Genomic DNA, 17764 nt, shown 5'->3' on the forward strand with positions numbered 1-17764 from the left:
AGACAATTTATAGGTTAATTCCTCAATATTGACGCATTTTATTTACATTTGGAGCATTACAGAAATAGAACTTATGCCTACCATTACCAAAAGCAATATTGACTACGACAAACGCAGTTTAAGTGATAAAGTATTATTAAAGCTTTATTACAATATGCTGCGACCTCGATTAATAGAGGAAAAAATGCTCATTTTATTACGTCAGGGAAAGATATCCAAGTGGTTTTCTGGTATTGGGCAAGAAGCTATTTCTGTTGGTGTAACCATGGCTCTAAAACCAAGTGAGTACATTTTACCGATGCATAGAAATCTTGGTGTTTTTACAACGCGCGAAATTCCGTTACACCGTCTCTTTTGCCAGTGGCAAGGTAAGGCCAGTGGCTTTACAAAAGGACGAGATCGCTCGTTTCATTTTGGTACTCAAGAGTATAATATTGTTGGAATGATATCACATTTAGGGCCACAGCTTGGTGTAGCCGACGGTATAGCTCTAGCCAACTTACTAAAAAAGAATGGACAAGTCACAGCTGTTTTTACTGGTGAAGGAGGGACAAGCGAGGGGGATTTTCACGAAGCTTTAAATGTAGCTTCGGTTTGGCAGTTGCCAGTTATCTTCTGCATAGAAAATAACGGTTATGGACTCTCTACACCAACAAATGAGCAGTACCGCTGCAAACATTTGGCAGATAGAGGAAAAGGCTATGGAATGGAGTCTTTTGTATTAGATGGCAATAACATTATAGAAACCTATTCTAAAGTAAAAAAACTAGCCGAGAGCATTAGAAAACGGCCAAGACCCATTTTAATTGAATTTAAGACCTTTAGACGACGTGGACACGAAGAGGCTAGTGGTACCAAATATGTGCCCAAAAAATTAATGAAAGAATGGGAAGCAAAAGATCCTATCGAAAATTTCAGAAGTTATTTGTATAGCAAAAAGATTTTAAATGCCGAAATTGATGAAAAATATATTTCAGATATTAAAGCTGAAATCGATACAAATTTAGAATCTGCATATACTGAAGATCTTATAATACCAAATGAAATTAATGAGTTAAATGATGTTTATAAAACATCTGATTATAAACATATTACACATAATGAAGAAGTAAAAGAGTTGCGTCTGGTTGATGCTATCTCTGAAGGTTTAAGGCAATCGATGGAAGTTCATAAGGACTTGGTTATTATGGGACAGGATATTGCTGAATATGGCGGCGTTTTTAAAATCACGGAAGGTTTTGTAGAACAATTTGGAAACGATAGAGTTCGCAATACACCAATTTGTGAATCTGCAATCGTTGAAGCTGGTATGGGCTTATCTATTGCTGGAATAAAAGCTATAGTAGAAATGCAATTTTCTGATTTTGTAACCTCTGGTTTTAATCCTATAGTGAATTACTTAGCAAAATCCTATTATCGATGGGCTCAAAACGCTGATGTCGTAGTAAGAATGCCTTGTGGAGCTGGTGTTGCGGCCGGTCCATTCCACTCGCAAACCAATGAAGCTTGGTTTACTAAAACACCAGGACTAAAGGTCGTTTACCCAGCATTTCCATATGATGCAAAGGGTTTGCTTGCAACAGCTATTAATGATCCTAATCCTGTTTTGTTTTTTGAACACAAGGCCCTGTATAGAAGCATCAGACAAGACGTGCCAACAGACTATTACACACTTCCATTTGGCCAAGCTTCAATAATAAGAAAGGGCGAATCCATTTCAATAATAACTTATGGTGCAAGTGTACATTGGGCTTTAGAAACTCTAGAAAAAAATCCTGAGATTTCTGCTGATTTAATAGATTTAAGAACATTACATCCTCTAGATAAAGACACGATTTTAAAATCAGTTAAAAAGACTGGCAAGGCAATTATTTTGCAAGAAGATTCACTTTTTGGTGGCATTGCTAGTGATATTTCTGCAATATTAATGGAGGAGTGCTTTGAGTTTTTGGACGCTCCTGTAAAGCGTGTTGCGAGTATGGAAACGCCCATTCCGTTTGCTCCACAGTTGGAAGAGCAATATTTGTCTAAGCAAAAGTTTGAGTTTGCTCTAAAGAAACTTCTGGAGTACTAATTACTCATATTTATTAATTGATCACAGTCTAGTTAACTGAAGAAAATGCCAAAGTTTATTAGGCTCTTTCCCTGTGATCTTTGGTTGTCATTTATTTTACAAATTATCAAAATGAGAGGGGATCAAAAAAGAGATATTTAAGACAACTTTTAAGACCTCTTAATTACTAGTTTTTTAGTTTAAGTCAGCATATATGCTATGTTTTTTGTTAATAACTATCTATAATTTAACAAAGAATTTCATATGTATAGATAATCTTTTTGTTTATCGGATAAAGTATACTTTTTGTCGATTGTTAATTATATCTTAACTGTTTTTGTTAAGACGTAATTATATAATCTTAATTTTAACAATTATAATTAAAATACGACATATGAAAATTAAACTACTTTTCTCGCTTTTAATGACTTCCATGATTTCTTTTGCGCAAGTCATACCAGAAAATATAAAACCACCAAGTTGGGGGCTTAGTGATTTGGATAACCTTAAGCCATTTAAACTTCCATCTTTTGATCTTAAAAAATTACAAGATGAAGATAAAGTAAACGATAAGAACAAATCAAAACCTTGGCGTTTTGGACACGAAATCTATGTAGATCATAATTTTAATGAAGTAGGTGAGTGGACAACATTACCAAATGGTGATCGTATTTGGAGGATGACCTACAAATCTGAAGGTGCATATACTTTAAACTTCTTATTTGATACGTTTAAAGTTCCTGAAGGTGCAAAGCTTTATGTTTATAACCATGAAAGAGATGATCTGTTAAGGCCATTTACACACCATAACAATAATCCAGAAGAAGTGTTAGGGACATGGTTGGTCAATGGAAGTCAGGCTTGGATCGAATACTATCAACCAGCAAATGTTACTGGACAGGCAAAGATTACAGTAGGCTCAGTTGTTCACGGATATCGTACTGCAGAAACTTACCAAAAGGCGTTAAATGATTCTGGAGATTGTAACCATGATGTGGACTGTGATATTACCCCTTCTTCAGACCCATTTGAATTAAACACAAGGAAAGAAGAAGTTAAAAAAGCCGCAGGTATGCTTGTTAGTGGTGGTGGATTCTGTTCAGGGACTTTAGTGAACAATACTAACAATGATGGTACACCTTATTTTTTAACAGCAAATCACTGTGGAGGTGGAGAAGCTAATTGGGCGTTTAGGTTTAATTGGAGAAGTCCAAATCCATCTTGTGGCACTACTGTAAATAGTACAAATGGTACATTTAACCAAACTGTAAGTGGTTGTGTAGTAAGAGCAACGAGTTCAGAATCTGATATGGAACTTGTAGAAATTACAGACCCAACATTCTTTAATAACAATCCAGATGTCGTATGGTCTGGTTGGAATAGATCGACCACACAAGTACCTCAGGTAAATTTTGGCATCCATCACCCAAGGGGAGATATTCAGAAAGTTTGTAGAGATGATCAAGGTGCAACGCGTTTTGTTACCAGTTTTAATGGCAATCCAACCACTGAAATGTGGAGAATTGCAGATTGGGACTTAGGGGTTACAGAACCCGCGTCATCAGGATCTGCATTGTTTAATGAAAATGGGCATTTAATTGGGATGTTATCTGGTGGGTCAGCTGCTTGTTCTGGTACAAATGATAACGGCGGATTTGATGTTTATGGGCGTTTTGGAGTCGCATGGGATTTTGGAAGTACTTCGTCATCTAGACTTAGAGATTGGTTAGATCCTGGAAATACTGGGGTTGAGACTCTAGATATATTTCCAGCAGTACAAATATTTGATAATGATGCATCTGTAAATGGCGGACCTAATCTTGAGGCTGAAATATGTAATACGGATTTTACGCCTCAGGTGACTGTTATTAATCGAGGTAGTTTAGCTTTAACTTCCGCAACGGTGACTTATAATCTTGATTCTGATGCTAATACTGTGGTTAATTGGACAGGATCATTGCTAACAGGTGAACAAGCTGTTGTGGCAACACCGATTTACAACAATTTATCAGCTGGAAGTCACACATTTAATATTTCTGTAGCAAATCCCAATGGTGTCGCTGATGAAAATACAACAAACGACAATTTTGCCTATAGTTTTACTGTTTCACCAGAATTCTCAACCAACAATATAATTTTGAATATTGTTACTGATGATTATGCCAATGAGACTAGTTGGGAATTATTAGATAGTTCGCTAAGTGTAGTGGCAGGTATTTCAGCAGGTGATTATGCTAATAATTCAACATACCAAGAAACTATACCTATCCCAGTATTAGACGAGTGCTATACATTTGTTCTTCGTGATTCTTTTGGTGATGGTATTTGCTGTGGTTATGGTAATGGCTCTTACAATGTACAAGATGATAGCGGAAACATCTTAATCTCAGGAGGTGTTTTTGGCAGTTTAGAAGCCATACAATTTAAAGCTTTAAATCCTTTGAGTATTGATGAGTATGGGCTAGAGAGTTTAATAAGTATATATCCGAACCCGGTAGCAAATGATTTAAATGTTGATTTAAGTTTAAGTGAAGATGTGACCTACAAAGTGGTCAATTTGCTCGGTCAACAAATAACTGGTGGTGTTTTGAATGCGAGTGGCAGACAAACCATAGACATGTCACAACAAGAAGGTGGTATTTACTTCATTACTTTCTCTGTTGCTGACAGAAGTCTTACTAAAAAGATTGTTAAAAATTAATTTAGATTTTTCAAAATCCTTATAAATAAAAAACCAATACATTTTGTGTATTGGTTTTTTCATTTCATTTCTATTGGGCGATTAATCCAATTCATAATTTAATAGTTTCTAGGTCATCATCTAAACTGTGCGATGTATTGACGATTTTTGATAAAGCTCTCATAGTTGTTTGATTTTTGATTGATGAATTAATAACGCCAGTAGTTACCTGTAACGTCTTTTACTATTCCAAGTATAGCTTTTAGTATCTATACTAGTACTTGTTAATTGGTTGTTGTTTAAAGTTCTCATAATTTTTAATTTTTTGATTGATGAATTAATAACGCCAGTAATTATCTGTAACGTCTTTTACTATTCCAAGTATAGATTTTAGTATCCACACTAGTACTTGTTAATTGGTTGTTGTTTAAAGTTCTCATGATGTTTTTCGTTTTTTAATTGATTACATCTTATAGACGAGCAAAAAAATAAAATGTTACAGTACTTTGCATAACATAGTAATGATTTAACACTTTTTAACTTTTTGCTCTATATTTATCCTTATGTTATGAGAACAAGAATATATACCATATGTCTCATTATCGTTTTTATTTTTTGTTGTAAGCAAAAAGTAAAAGAGAAGTGTACCGTAAAATCCTTTTTGGTTACTGCAACAGCTTATAACTCATTGGCCTACCAAACCAATTCTAATCCAAATATTACGGCTTTTGGTGATAGTCTTAAACCAGGTCTCAGATACATTGCCGTATCGAGGGATTTATTAGATTCAGGCTTGGTACATAATACTAAGGTAAAGATCGAAGGTTTTGACAGCTTATTTATAGTAAAAGATAAAATGAACAAACGTTGGAAGAAACGTATTGATATTTATATGGGAGTAGATATCAAAAAGGCGAAAGAATGGGGCAAAAAAAGTGTAACTATAGAATATTGTGTGCGTTTAAATGATTCAATAAACTAATCTCGTTTTACCATAACTTCAGATACAATAAATGGATAAGCCTTTTTTACAATTCTAAATTCCTCATCAGTTATCTGATCAGGTGTCTTATTGAATTTGTCTTTGATGTAAACTGCCCTAAGGTCATAGAAAGCTTTTGTAATTTCATCCTGCACAGAAACAAACAGATGATATTTAGTCAAGGCATCGTGACTTAAAGAAATTACGGCTTCTTTTGGGTGATCAGAGGATTCGGGTAATCTTTCACCTTTACAATAATCACATGTAGATGCCCCGTTGTTATCTACAAAAGCTTTTACTATTTGCTCAATCTCCTCGAGTTCGACAATCTTGTCTTCAATAAAAATCTCTTGTTTGCTATTTAAATTGATCCTTAGAATATTGCGTTCAACAATTTTAGAAATACAATCTTCAATTTTTGGACAATCACTAGGTAATTGTCTCAAGATACCCTTATCTGCCGAAATAGTTGTAGTCACCAAAAAGAAAATGAGCAATAAAAAGGCAATGTCTGCCATAGATCCCGCATTGACCGTTGCAGGATGTCTTCGAAATGATCTCATAATATAATTATTTTAAATGTTAATACTTTCTTAATCACAAGAACAGTACCAATCTTGTTAAAGGTTATTAACAATTCACTCAAAAAACCCTTACAATATGCTATTTTTGCAAAATTAACGTCCGTGAAAAAATTATATGTCAGCAGACACGATTAAAGAGAGAGTAACAGAAAAAAGACTTTACGATTATCAAATCAAGGATTTGCATCGCATTTTTGACGTAATGCTAGAAGAAGCTGATGATTTTAATCTTCTTTATCAATTGCCAACAGGAGGAGGAAAGACTGTTATTTTTTCTGAAATTGTGAGGCGGTATATAGAAAAGCACAATAAAAAAGTTGTTATTCTAACTCATAGAATTGAGCTATGTAAACAGACTTCAAGTGTGCTTTCTGGTTTTAAGGTAGATAATAAAGTTATTAATAGTAAGGTAAAAACCCTACCAGACCAAGATGATTACCAATGCTTTGTGGCCATGGTAGAAACCTTAAATAATCGTCTTTCCGATAAAGATTTTGAATTAAAAGATGTTGGATTGGTAATTATAGATGAGGCACATTATAATTCATTCAGGAAGCTATTTAAGTTTTTTGAGCATTGTTTTATCCTTGGAGTAACGGCAACCCCTTTAAGTAGTAATATTAAGCTACCTATGAAGGACAATTATGATAAATTAATTGTTGGTGATGACATTTCTACCTTAATTAAAAACGGCTTCTTAGCTAGTGCAGATTTATACCATTATGATGTAGGTTTAACATCGTTAAAAATTGGTATAAATGGTGATTATACGGTTAAATCTTCAGAAGCTTTATATACCAATAGCCTTATGCAAACCAAGCTGTTATCTGCTTATGAAGAACTGGCTAAGGGAAAGAAGACCTTAATTTTTAACAATGGTATTTACACGTCTAAGGAAGTTTATTATACGTTTAAGAAATCAGGCTATAATGTTCGGCATTTAGACAATACTGCTACTAAACAAGAACGAAAGGATATTTTATACTGGTTTAAGCATACTCCTGATGCCGTTTTAACGTCCGTGAGTATTTTGACTACAGGTTTCGATGAGCCTTCTGTTGAATCCATTATTCTAAATAGGGCTACGCGCTCTCTCACATTGTATTTTCAAATGATTGGCCGTGGTAGTCGTATTTTCAAAGACCGAACAACATTTCAGGTTATCGATTTAGGAAATAATGTAGCACGTTTTGGACCTTGGTCGCAACCAGTAGATTGGCAGCATATCTTTAAATATCCTGATTTATATCTAGAGAATATTATTGATGATGAAGATATAGAACGAGACTTCGTTTATGTAATGCCAGATACCCTTAAGGAGAAATTCAAGAATTCCCAATCATTGGATTTTGATGTAAAGGCAGCATATAAAGAAGCCGTGGGTTCAGGAAAAAAATCATTTACCGTTATAGAACGCTCTATTGCTCAGCACTCTAGAATTTGTATTGAGAATAGTGATGATGTATATGATGCAAGGGCTTTAGCAAAATTACTTCAAGATGATATAGCTTACCGAATTAAGCAGTATTGTTACTGCATTATGAACAGTACACAGAACTATAAAGATTGGTTGTTTGATGAATACAACCGTAAGTTACGTATTAGTTTCAATGGTAAGTTTTAACGTTTTTTTGTAAGGAATTCCATTTTTTAGCGTTTATTTTGAAGTAGGTATGGTTTTTGTGCCTTAAATTTAAAACAGCAAACACAGTCTACAATAAATTGAAATTCGTTAAGTCCATATTGCTCATTATCTTTATGTTAAGCGGTATATCTGTATTTGCACAAGTTACGGATAAAGAAAAAAAATCGATCCGAATACCTGCTGAGCCTTCAAAGACAAAAAAAGATTCCATACCAGTAAAAATTAAGGTAGCTCCAAAACTAGACAAGGAAGAAGATAAAGCTAGTGGAGGGTCTGAAGAGAACAAGAAGTTTAGCAACAAGAATTCCGAGAGGCGTCGCTTTTCCATGATAGAGGAAGATGGGTTAAAAAGCCCTTCCGAAATATACGAAAAACGTTGGAGTAAGGACTTGCAAAAGGGTGGTGTGATAAGAACAATGTCTGATCAATTTTTAGGTGAGCACCGAGTCGATACAAAATTTGTAAATATTGTATGTCGCGATCATGAATATCCCGACGGTGATCGCGTGCGAATTTATATTAATGGCATTACTGTACAACCAAATTTATTGCTAAAAAGTAGTTACAGAAGAGTAGCAGTTGATTTAGAACAGGGTAAAAATACCATTGAAATTGAAGCACTGAACCAAGGTGATTCTGGGCCTAACACGGCTGAATTTATCGTATACGACGATAAAGGTAAAGTGATTTCTTCTAAAGAGTGGAATTTGTTAACAGGTGTAAAAGCAATTATCGTCTTCCATAATGAAAAAGTAGTCATCAAGGAAAAATCTCCAGAGGAAAAGGCTGGTGAGACTGATGAAGCCTCTAATAATTAAACTCCGACACATCTCCAGGCTGCATACGCGCTAATTCATAATCACCAACTCTTACCCTTACCAAACGTAGTGTTGGAAACCCAACGCCAGCAGTCATTTTCCTGACCTGTCTAAATTTTCCTTCGGTTAATGTTATACGTAACCATGAGGTTGGCCCATGTTTATCATCTCTAACAAAGCGCTCAACGATATGTGACATGTCTCTTAATATTTCAGCTTTACATTTCTGGGTTTTATAAGGCTTACCGTCTATAGATATTATTACTCCATTACGCAATTTATCTATTGCAACCTCATTGATTATACCATCAACCATGATATGATATTCCTTTTCAATTTTAGAACTCGTTATATAATTACTGAATTTACCATTCGTTGTTAACAACAACAGGCCTTCGGATTTTTCATCTAAGCGGCCAACAGCCATAATTCCAGAGGGAAAATCATAGAAGTTATTCAATAACTTTTTATTTTTTCTTCTATTCTGATTATTGATAAACTGACTCAAATAGCCATAAGGTTTATAAAGTTTAAAATAACGATGCTTCATTACCACCAAGTTATAAAACATTTTTGTAAGTCATTCTCAGGACTCTTTATCCAGCAAAGTGGAGATTGCCGTTTGTCTATGTAATGTTTTATTGCTATCTGGGCTTCGTTAAAGTCCAACCAATCAATAGCAATATTAGGCTTTCTTAGCCAGTTTAATTTGTTGGGGATATGAAACTTATGGTATTTTAATTGTAGTAAAAAATTAAATTTTAAATACCAGCCTTGGATACATTTTTTATTTAATGGAGTTAGGTCTATGTTCGACATCGGATATGGTACATACAATTGTGCTTTAAAGTGTACATATTGTTCAAAGTCATCTGGAATTAAGTTTTTAGTTTTTAGGACTTCTATTGTTTCTTTCTTAAACAGTAGGGGCAATTGTTTTTCCCTCAGCTTATTGATTTTATAAACAAAACTGTCATTTCGATTGGGGCCAATCCAATACGCTAAGTTGTCTGAATATGCCCTAGTAGAATCGTATAAATAGAATTTATAGGCGATTTCTAGATGTATTGGTTGGTTGTTATTAAGTAATAAAATATCTAGTTCGCCTATGGTCTGTTTGCCACTCCTTATTTGTAAGTTTTCCTCAAGAATCTCGATATTTGATTGTTTTTGAAGCTGAAAACTTGTGTACGCTTCAATCCATTTGCCTAAACGCAGTTTCCTATGTTCGGTTTTGGGGAAGAAAGTTTCAGAAGTTTTATCAATAGAAAACTGTTTTAGGAACTCTACATTATTGTTTTCCCATAATAAAGGTGTATCCTGAAACCCTTCAAACGTATCCTTATGGCTTAAATTTGTTCCCAAATATTCTTACTTATAGATTAGATTTCAAAAATATTGAAAACCTAACTTATATCATGTTTTATCTTTTAAACTAAGGTTACCTTTAAGCGTATAATTTTCATTGAGTTCTAATTTCCAAAATCAAAATATTTATGAAAGTATTCGATAATAAACACATCAAAAATGTGGCTTTTGTTGGCGCACATCGCTCTGGCAAAACCACATTATCTGAAACCATGCTTTTTGAGGCAGGTTTAATAAACAGAAGAGGTACAGTAGAGCAACAAAACACAGTATCCGATTACCATGAATTTGAGCACCATAGAGGTGCTTCTGTTTTTGCTACCCCTTTGCATACCGAATGGCGTAATTATAAAATTAACATTATTGACACTCCTGGATTAGATGATTTTATAGGTGAAATTATGTCTTCTATTAGAGTTGCAGATACTATTGTTACAGTAATTAATGCAAAGCATGGTGCGGATATAGGTACCGAGATTATATGGAACTATGTAGATAAGTACCACAAGCCTACACTTTTTGTAATCAATAAAATTGATAGCGAAAAAGCAAATTTTGAGATGAGCGTTAATAGTCTTAAAGAATTGGTAGGTAAAAACGCAGTTTTAGTTCAGTATCCCATAAAATTAGATGGTGCACAATGTATCATAGATGTATTGAAAATGAAATGCTATAAGTTTGGACCCGAAGGTGGTAAACCTGAAAAATTACCAATTCCTGAAGATCAGTTAGAATATGCTAATCAACTTCATAACGAACTTGTTGAAAAAGCTGCAGAGAACGATGAAGAATTAATGGAGCTTTATTTTGATAAAGGAACATTAAATGAAGAGGAACTTCGAAAAGGCATCAAACTAGGGATGCTAAATCACGATTTCTTTCCTGTCTTTTGTGTTTCAGCATTGAAAGATATGGGAACAGGTCGTCTCATGGGATTTATTGATAATGTGGCACCTGCTGCGGCTGATTTAAAACCAGAGCAAACTTTAGAAGGAGACTTAATAAGACCTGAAGTCGACGCTGATACATCATTATTCGTCTTCAAAACCATTTATCAGCCAAGTTTAGGGCAGGTTACTTTTTTTAAAGTCAAATCTGGTGAGGTAAATGTAAATGATAAGTTGTACAATACCCGAACGGGTGAATGCGAAACTTTTAACCAATTATATATCATGGATGGCAAGGAAAAGCATTCGGTACAAAAGTTAACAACTGGTGATATAGGTGCAACCACCAAGCTAAAATATACAGAAACCAATGATACTTTAGCAACTTCAGCTGAAGGCGGGACCATTAGACCTATAAAATTTCCACAACCAAGATTGGTAAAAGCTGTTTTTGCAGAAAGTCCAAGCGAAGAAGAAAAATTAAGTGAAGCTTTAAAACGTATTCATAGTCAAGACTTAACAGTAGATTTGAGCTATAATAATGAAACCCATCAAACATTGGTAGGTACACAAGGTGAGTTACACTTATCGACATTGACTTGGCTTTTAGAGAATATCTACGAAGTAAAACCAAGATTTGAGGCGCCTAAGATTTCCTACCGCGAGACGATACAACGTAGTGCAACGGCCAATTATAGACATAAAAAGCAAAGTGGAGGTGCAGGTCAGTTTGGTCAGGTACACTTAAAAATAGAACCTTATTACGAAGGTATGCCAGAACCCGAAGGATTTTCAATTCGAGGCAAAGAAGTTGTTGATCTACCTTGGGATGGTAAATTGGTGTTTTACAATTGTATTGTTGGTGGTGTTATAGATCAACGTTATTTACCATCAATTATGAAAGGGGTTATCGAAGTTATGGAATCAGGACCATTAACAAAATCGTACATAAGAGATGTTAGGGTTATGGTTTATGACGGTAAGATGCATTCCGTAGATTCTAATGATATTTCGTTTAAGATTGCTGGTTCACACGCATTTAAAGAAGCCTTTTTAAATGCGAATCCAAAATTACTAGAACCGATCGAGCAAATGGAATTACGTGCTCCAGAGCAAATGGTAGGGAGCGTAATGACTGAATTGCAAAGTAGGAGAGCAGTGATTCAAGGCATTGAAACAGAAGCGCATTATCAGATACTAAAGTGTACAATTCCATCAGCAGAATTATCTGATTTTTCTACACAATTACGCTCACTGACCCAAGGTAGAGCCACTTATACAACAAGTTTTAAGGGCTACAATTCCGTGCCAAACCATATTCAGAAAGAATTAGTAAAGAAACAAGAATTAATAACCACATAAAACATCCGAGATATGCAAACTAAATTAATGTATTTAAGCGATTTAAGGTTCAATATAGATACTTGGAAACGTGAATTAAGGTTTCATTTTAACGAAATGGATACTTTTGAAGAAAAATTGGAAGAAATTGTTCAAAGAGAACAAGATCCTATAAATTTGATAAAACTTGAAGTTTTTCAAAATCGTATTATGATCGAAAAAGATGCGATATCTAAATTATTGCATCGCTGCAGAAATAAGATTGCCAATATTAATAATGTAGATTTTAATGAAAATATAGACGGACGGCTTCAAAATGAACAGCGTACTTTAAAAGAAGACATGCGTACCTATATAAAATTGCATTATGACCTTAAAGAAGAAATGATGGATTACTTTTTAGAAGTACTCTAGAGCTTCTGCACTAATTAACTAACTCAATCAAAAAAGCCACGGTTTTAATCGTGGCTTTTGTTTTACATGTAGGTGTTACTATTTTATGATTAGTTTTTCTATACGCTTTTGGTTGGCTGAATTATTCAGTTCTAAAATATAGACACCTGTTACAACAGAATTAACATCAATCACTTGTCTAATAGAAGTGATGTCTAGTGAATTTGATATTATAAGCTTGCCTGTAATATCATATAATTTAAAATCAGTTGCATGCGGAAGTTGTCCGTTAATAACAATCGTTTTATCACTCTGGTTAGTAAATATTTCCAATTGGTCTATTGGCGATTCAGAAATACTTAAAGAACTTCCTTCAAATCTTAAATAAAATCTACCATCACCAGAGATATCACTATCTAAGATAAATTGATGATTGTTATCGTTTAATAGTGTAAAGGTATTATTTAGTGTATCTTCTAGATAGACATTAATTGATGACGGTAAATCGGTTTCGGCGATGCTCAGAGTTATTTGTTGACCTTGACTCGCATTTATACCTAACGGAATTACCACATTACCTAAGGCAGTCTCTGCTAAGGCTTGAATAGCAAAAGGAAGACCACCAGTTATATCTTCGACTAAGAGTGAATAAAGCGCAAAATCTGGAGCGTTTCCGTTAAATATAGCAGCATCATAACCTGGGTCTAATCCGAGTGTAGCATTTTCGTTAAAGTAAACATCTGTGGCATAAAATGAGACATCGGAATTGATCACAAGCTTAATATGTCCATGGTGGGGAGACGAATTAGAAGGTCTTCCAACAATAAAATCATCGCTATTGCCCGTAACTCTCATATTAGGATTAAATGTAACCATACCGCCTCCAGACTTACTTTTTACAAAGAATCCTTGCCCTGGAGCAATCAATCGTCCAGTAGTCGCATTATTTAATACTGTCCAACCATCTGAAGCATTACCATCATATCCATAAATGGCTTGATAGGAATTTAGATCTAGCTGAGCACTATTTTGACTAAAAAATGAATCAAAATCAAGATATGCCGTGTATGGATTTCCTATCAAATTCCATCCCTCAAAAGAGCTTCCGGCGGTTGTTAAGCTTGTATTAACTATACCTGCTTCTATTTCACCAGTAAAGGTGAATGTAGTCCCATGTGTGCCATCTTCAGAACTGTCTCTCGCAGCGCGATATCCAATCCCAGATGTTAGAGGCAAAGCCCCATTTACTGATATATCATAGATTTCATAGCTACTGGTTGTTTCGTTAAATGGACCAAACAATTTTTGATTCGTATTACTTGGGTTTTCAAAAATATTTGGATTGTCAGTAGCAAAGCTTCCAAACGTTTGATTTTTTAAAGGAGATGCTATTAAATCATTACCAGTACTACCGTTAAATTCATTTACATGTCTTTTATACTTAATGGTTCCTGTGGTTGTTCCAGTAACAATTAAACTAGAATATTTACTGGAAACAGAATTTAAAGTTACTTCTCCATTAATAGTGAGATTACCATTAATTGTTAGGCTTCCGCCTTCCATAATCTCTATACTTCCAGTAGGAGAGACCGTGTGATCTCCATTTATTACCATATTTTCATCAACGCCTACTACGATATTATCACACTCACTTGGAGCTGTAAAAACACTGGCATTACTTTCGTACAATGATTTATAGCCATCCGTAAACTCAGCAGTAACCTGTACATCCATTCCATTAGATTCCAATCCTGTAAGCGTTATGGTCTGAGGACTAGTGATAATTGGAAAATTTTGACCATTAACCAATAATGAACCTGTTTCTGGTGCATTGGAGTAGGTGATGATTAATTCTTGGGTGTATGTATTATCGCTTGGGTCACAAGTTGATTGTGTGCCAGCTACAATATTATCTATTTTAGTTTCAGCATTATATGGTAAGAACTGCATTAAAGTTGCTTTTGGTTCAGCTGCAGTGTCATCTCCTCCATATCGCGAAGTTCCTCCTCGTCCTCTAATATGAATACTGACTAAATCGTTTACACCATCACTAAAAAGTTGTACTCTAACTGCTTCTGCATATTTAGGAGCTTCATTAGTACCGTCCCATTCAAAAATGCCGTTTTCAATCCAACCACCTGTACCTTCGTCTAGAACGATCCAATTCCCATCACGTAAATAACTAACTCGCCATTGCGTATTAGGTTGAGGTTGGTTAGGGAATGCGCCACCAATGGTTATATAATTAAGAAATTGAGGGTTTGGCCAATCAACACGATAATAAAAACCATTATCTGCATCAACTGTACCAAGATTTTGTTGGAAAGGAACCCCATATTCGGCGAAATTTGAACTTTCCTTGTAATCTCCTAAAGAAGGATCATAAAGTACATCCAAGAGTTCACCACGTCCAGAACCTTGAGGGACTGAACTACTCAATTGAGCAGAAGGTAAAAGGGCTAAATTGATTATTGGATTTGGACCATTTTCTTCGTTTATGCTGTTAGCATCTAATTGGTTAATCCATTGTTCAATTAAATCAACAGCCGGTTGATCTATTATTGTTTTAGAAAGTGGTGGCATCATTATAGCAGGATCTACACTATTCATCCTATGGAAAAGAATTGATTTTGATGCGTCGCCCACATAAACAATTTCTTCGTTTGGATCTATGCCCAGTGGACTTAGAATACCTGATGTTAATAACTCGGTAGCTTCTAAGTTATTGTAATATCTTAGGTCAAAATCAGCTCTATTATCCGTATCATGTCTATGGCAATAGGCGCAATTTAAATCCATGTAAGATCTGGCCTTTTCATTTAGTGTTGCGTTAGGATCATCTAAAGCTTTGTTTGTTATGATATCTGGTGTATCAGCATCTGTTATTGTCGCGTCAATCATTCCCAGATGACTCATGGTTACTAACTGATTAGCTGTTAATCCTGTTTCGGCATAGGTGTAATCTGTATTGAGATATCTTGTCTTTAGTCCTAATGCGCCTTTATTTGCAGTATTGTGACAAGCAATACACTCGGAATTTGAAGGATAATGCCAAGTTTGAGTTCTAGTACCACCACCAACAGTGGCAATATCAACAACTTCATTTACGGTTGAAATTTGTAATACGGCATCGGTTTCACTTTCGTTCCAGTTATAAGTTAGATAATACAATTCGCCATTTTCATCTACGACTGAAACTCTTGTTTCTACTTTCCTCGTAACGTTGGGGTCATTATCATCAACCCTAAGATCAAAATGCTTTACAATGACTGTACCAGAAGGAAACTCCCAATCCTCATATTCTGAATAATCAATTTGCTCGTCAACGCCAGAGTGAACACCATCATTATTGGGCACTGCAATCCAACGTTTCTTTAAAGCACCATCAGACCAAAAGGATTCATAAAGCTCGTACGGCACAAAACCATCAACAACATCTAATGTCGTCAAGTCTGAAAAAATTCCAGTTTGTGAAAGCAATTGTGGTGGATCATCATAATTAGGATCATTATCGATTAGCTTATAAATTTTAGTGCTAAATCCTAAACGCAAAAGAAATAATTCTCCCTCGTCATCTTCACCAAACGAAATTATATCTTGAGGTAAAAACGTAGCAATTTCGTGGTAATCACCCGTTGTAACATCTACTGCAAAAATCTCATCTCCACTACCATAATCAGAGCAAATATATTGGCCATAGAGTTCGGGTATGGCAGAGCCTCTGTAAACAAAACCTCCAGTAATAGAATTAGCATCTGTAGGACTAAAAGCCACCAAAGGTCCAGTATGAGGCATTTCGTTGAAAAGATCTGTGTAACAACCTGGTCCAGCAATATTGCCCTCAAATAGAGGCCAACCAAAGTTAGCACCTGCACTTACAATATTTACTTCCTCATGGGTATTAAGACCTACATCACCAATATAAAACTCACCAGTTGAGCTATCTTTAGTCATTCTAAACGGATTCCTCAGTCCTATAGCATAGTACTCTTCAAAGAAATCGCCTGACTGATAGACATCTGTTGGGTTAGGTGTTGTTAAATTAAGCTGCCCATAAAGATTAGTGGTTGAACCTGGAGTAGAATCGCAAAATGGGTTATCATTAGGAATCCAATATTCCACGCCAGTAATTTCATCAGAATGACCAGCATCTGTTGGTTTAACACGAACTGGTGGATGACTCTTGGTAGGGTCTTTATCCACATCGATTCTAAGAAGTCCTCCCGAAAGATTACCTGCAATGTCTTGTGATCGTTGCCAGGACGCTTGATCACCAGTAGTTAGATATAAGAACCCATCATCACCAAAGTCTAAACCTCCACCATAATGGGTGGTGCCATACATCCTGTTTTTCATGATTATGGTTCTAGAATTGGCTACAAAACTCATTGTAGTTGGGTCAACTTCAAATCGTTCAAGTATCAAAAAATTCCCTTCATATTCATTTTCACTAAAGTCACAACCTTGATTAGTGTATCCACCAAATGGAGGCGAATCTTGACCTAATCCATTTTTGGTGGCATAATAAACGTAGAAATAATTCTTGGGGTTTGTTGGTGCATCAAAATCCGGATGAACCGTCAATCCTAAAAAGCCACCATCAGAAACCAAACCTACTTCGCCAGAAAGGTCGAGCAATGTATTTTTCGTTGTTGTTGTTTCATCATCTTCAAACCAGAAAATAATACCGTTAAGCTGGCCAATGATCACTTTATTTCTAGACGGAATGTTTTTGTACGTAATTGGATAGAAAAATTCTAAATTGGGAAAAGCCTCCCTGTAAGTAGCATCTAGATCGAAATCGGCACCAACAGGTAACATATTGTTTACGTAAGGACCTATGGACTTAGGCGATGGTAGGCCAGAACCAGAAAAATAGGGTAAATAGCTAAACAATAAAACGGATGATATAGCAACAAGAGCAATTCTTATTCTAAACGATTTGGGTATAAAGCAACTTATTATACTTCCAATAGGTTTTTTGGAAATAATACCTTTCATTTTAAATTGATT

11 protein-coding genes are annotated in these 17764 nt (G+C 35.2%); 7 read left to right on the forward strand and 4 right to left on the reverse strand.

From position 1 onward, the window contains the following. Positions 1–73: 73 nt before the first annotated feature. The 3 genes from Q0972_RS02300 (at position 74) to Q0972_RS02310 (ending at position 5715) form a co-directional block, all read left to right on the forward strand. Positions 74–2074 carry a dehydrogenase E1 component subunit alpha/beta gene (locus Q0972_RS02300; RefSeq protein WP_299362491.1) on the forward strand — a complete coding sequence of 667 codons (2001 nt, stop codon included), beginning with the start codon at positions 74–76 and terminating at the stop codon, positions 2072–2074. A gap of 373 nt (positions 2075–2447) precedes the next feature. Next, a complete protein-coding gene (locus tag Q0972_RS02305) occupies positions 2448–4754 on the forward strand; it encodes a T9SS type A sorting domain-containing protein (protein WP_299362073.1) in 2307 nt (768 codons plus the stop codon). Between the two features lie 547 nt (positions 4755–5301). Then, a complete protein-coding gene (locus Q0972_RS02310) occupies positions 5302–5715 on the forward strand; it encodes a hypothetical protein (protein ID WP_299362075.1) in 414 nt (137 codons plus the stop codon). Here Q0972_RS02310 and Q0972_RS02315 read toward each other — a convergent pair. After that, positions 5712–6278, reverse strand: coding sequence for a biopolymer transporter ExbD (locus Q0972_RS02315; protein WP_299362077.1), 567 nt, complete (start codon positions 6276–6278; stop codon positions 5712–5714). The genes Q0972_RS02310 and Q0972_RS02315 overlap by 4 nt on opposite strands. A 136-nt stretch (positions 6279–6414) precedes the next feature. Here Q0972_RS02315 and Q0972_RS02320 point away from each other — a divergent pair, with 136 nt between their 5' ends. Together Q0972_RS02320 and Q0972_RS02325 are read left to right on the forward strand one after the other, a co-directional pair. Then, a complete protein-coding gene (locus Q0972_RS02320; protein WP_299362079.1) occupies positions 6415–7923 on the forward strand; it encodes a DEAD/DEAH box helicase family protein in 1509 nt (502 codons plus the stop codon). Between the two features lie 98 nt (positions 7924–8021). After that, positions 8022–8762, forward strand: a complete 741-nt coding sequence (locus tag Q0972_RS02325; RefSeq protein ID WP_299362081.1) for a hypothetical protein — start codon at positions 8022–8024, stop codon at positions 8760–8762. Here the strand turns inward: Q0972_RS02325 and Q0972_RS02330 are convergent. Together Q0972_RS02330 and Q0972_RS02335 are read right to left on the reverse strand one after the other, a co-directional pair. Further along, entirely contained in the window at positions 8752–9312 is a 561-nt protein-coding gene (locus Q0972_RS02330) for a pseudouridine synthase (RefSeq protein ID WP_299362084.1), read from the reverse strand. The two genes, Q0972_RS02325 and Q0972_RS02330, sit on opposite strands and share 11 nt — an antisense overlap. Continuing rightward, positions 9312–10127: a DUF1853 family protein gene (locus Q0972_RS02335; RefSeq protein ID WP_299362086.1), complete on the reverse strand. Its 816-nt coding sequence runs from the start codon at positions 10125–10127 to the stop codon at positions 9312–9314. Before Q0972_RS02335 ends, Q0972_RS02330 begins: the two co-directional genes overlap by 1 nt. Positions 10128–10258: 131 nt before the next feature. On the opposite strand from Q0972_RS02335, the gene Q0972_RS02340 reads away from it, so the two are divergent. Then, positions 10259–12379 carry a translation factor GTPase family protein gene (locus Q0972_RS02340; protein WP_299362088.1) on the forward strand — a complete coding sequence of 707 codons (2121 nt, stop codon included), beginning with the start codon at positions 10259–10261 and terminating at the stop codon, positions 12377–12379. Positions 12380–12391: 12 nt separating this feature from the next. Beyond that, positions 12392–12772, forward strand: coding sequence for a hypothetical protein (locus Q0972_RS02345; RefSeq protein ID WP_299362093.1), 381 nt, complete (start codon positions 12392–12394; stop codon positions 12770–12772). 78 nt (positions 12773–12850) lie between these two features. Here the strand turns inward: Q0972_RS02345 and Q0972_RS02350 are convergent, their stop codons facing one another. Next, positions 12851–17752 (reverse strand): PQQ-dependent sugar dehydrogenase, encoded by a 4902-nt coding sequence (locus Q0972_RS02350; RefSeq protein WP_299362096.1) that lies wholly within the window; start codon positions 17750–17752, stop codon positions 12851–12853. Positions 17753–17764 lie beyond the last annotated feature (12 nt).

It is taken from the genome of Winogradskyella sp. (assembly GCF_028282165.1).
In the GTDB taxonomy this organism is placed as follows: Bacteria; Bacteroidota; Bacteroidia; order Flavobacteriales; family Flavobacteriaceae; genus Winogradskyella.